Genomic DNA, 1,843 nt, shown 5'->3' on the forward strand with positions numbered 1-1,843 from the left:
ACGGGGTCGAGTTCGACAAGAGCAGGATCGTGCTCTACGCCTACCGGCACACCTACGCCCAGCGGCACGCCGACGCCGGCGTCGGCATCGACGTGCTGCGCGAGCTGATGGACCATCGCAAGCTCGACACCACCCGGCAGTACTACCGCGTCGGCGAGCAGCGCCGCCGCGAGGCCGTCGACCGGCTCACCGCCCTGCAGTTCGACCGGCACGGCAACCGCGTCTGGCAGCAGGCCCAAGCCCTCCTCGACGCCGCGCACACCCACCGGGCGATCGGCGAGGTCGCCGTCCCGTTCGGGATCTGCGCCGAGCCGTCCAACGTCAAGGCCGGCGGCCAGGCCTGCCCCTACCGGTTCCGCTGCGCCGGCTGCGACCACTTCCGCACCGACGTCTCCTACCTGCCCGAACTGACCAGCTACCTCGACGACCTGCTGCGCACCCGCGAACGGCTCCTCGCCACCGCGGACGTCGACGACTGGGCCAGAGCCGAGGCCATGCCCTCCGACGAGGAGATCACCCGCATCCGCAGGCTGATCGGCCGCGTCAGCGCCGGCCTCGACCAACTCACCGGCCCCGAACGCGCCCAGATCGACGACGCCGTCGCGACCGTCCGACGCCACCGCGCCGCGATGCTCGGCATGCCCCGGCTGCGCGCCGGAGCCCTCCCCGCCGGCCAGGCGACGCCATGACCACTTCCTCCTCCCGCACCGCCGCGATGGCGAAGGGCCGGCGCGCCGACACCGACCGGCGCCGCGGGCGCGTCCAGACCGCCCTCACCAGCGCCCACGCCGCCGGCGAGGAGATCACCATCAGCGGTATCGCCCGCGCCGCCGGCGTCGACCGGACATTTCTCTACCGGCACCGTGACCTGCTCGAGCAGGCCCACGCCCTCGAAGCCCAGCCCGCTCCCACCCCCGGCGTCGGACCCGCCGTCACCCGGGCGTCCCTACAGGCCGACCTGCTCGCTGCCCAGGAACGCGCCGTCCGCCTGGCCGCCCGCATCCACCAACTCGAAAACCGCCTGTCCGACACCCTCGGTGAACAGGCCTGGCGCGAGTCCGGACTCGGCGCCCCGGCCGACATCGACAAACTCAACACGCGCATCGTCAACCTCGAGCAGCAGGTCGTCGACCTACGCCTCCAACTCGAGGAACGCGACCAGGACCTCGCCGCCGCCCGGCAGGCAAACCGCGAACTGATGACCCGCATCAACGCCCCGACGACGAGCCGATAAAAACCCGGCGCGTCGCCCTTGCACCACACCTGTTGCAGACAATACCTTCAAGTCAAACAGCCCCTGAGCTGCACAAACGCAGAAATCAGGCGCCCGGACCAGCGTCCGACCCCCAGAGAACCACCGCCACTCCGGACTCGGCTACAGAACCCCAGCCGAAGTCCACGCCGAATACGACGCCCAGCAGGCCGCGGCATAGAAAACCCCATTGGAAGCTATCCGGAAAACGCAGGGCCGCTCACGGGCCTGCTGCGCTGCGGACGGTGCGGACATCGGATGACGGTCAGCTACCACACCCCGGCCAGCCGGTTCCCGTCGCACAACTACCACTGCGGCTACCTGCGCGCCACCTACGGCACCGGCCGGCTGTGTCAGCACCTCGCCGGCCCGGCGCTCGACCGCTACGTGACCGGCCAGCTGCTCGACGCCGTCGCCCCGGCCGCGTTGGAGGTCTCCCTGACCGCGGCCGCCCACGCCGAGGCAGACCGGGCCGAGCTGGACACCCTGTGGCGTCAGCGGCTGGAACGCGCCCGCTACACCGCCGACCGCGCCCGGCGCCAGTACCAGCTCGCCGAACCGGAAAACCGGCTGGTCACCCGCCAGCTGGAA

At 71.4% G+C, this 1,843-nt stretch carries 3 protein-coding genes; all 3 read left to right on the forward strand.

Annotation, left to right across the window (positions count from 1 at the left end):
• The coding region (locus QOZ89_RS47045) for a hypothetical protein (RefSeq protein ID WP_312630374.1) at nucleotides 1-689 on the forward strand (689 nt) is incomplete at its 5' end.
• Nucleotides 686-1,234, forward strand: a complete 549-nt coding sequence (locus QOZ89_RS47050) for a hypothetical protein (RefSeq protein ID WP_083418434.1) — start codon at nucleotides 686-688, stop codon at nucleotides 1,232-1,234. The genes QOZ89_RS47045 and QOZ89_RS47050, both read left to right, overlap by 4 nt.
• A gap of 18 nt (nucleotides 1,235-1,252) precedes the next feature.
• On the forward strand, nucleotides 1,253-1,843 hold a 591-nt coding region (locus QOZ89_RS47055; RefSeq protein ID WP_312630401.1), incomplete at its 3' end, for a recombinase zinc ribbon domain-containing protein.

It is taken from the genome of Pseudofrankia coriaricola (assembly GCF_032027725.1).
Taxonomy (GTDB): domain Bacteria; phylum Actinomycetota; class Actinomycetes; order Frankiales; family Frankiaceae; genus Pseudofrankia.

What these genes read in the sequence shown, in the direction of transcription:
- QOZ89_RS47050 (WP_083418434.1), top strand. Translation starts at nt 686, where the DNA reads ATGACCACTTCCTCCTCCCGCACCGCCGCGATGGCGAAGGGCCGGCGC.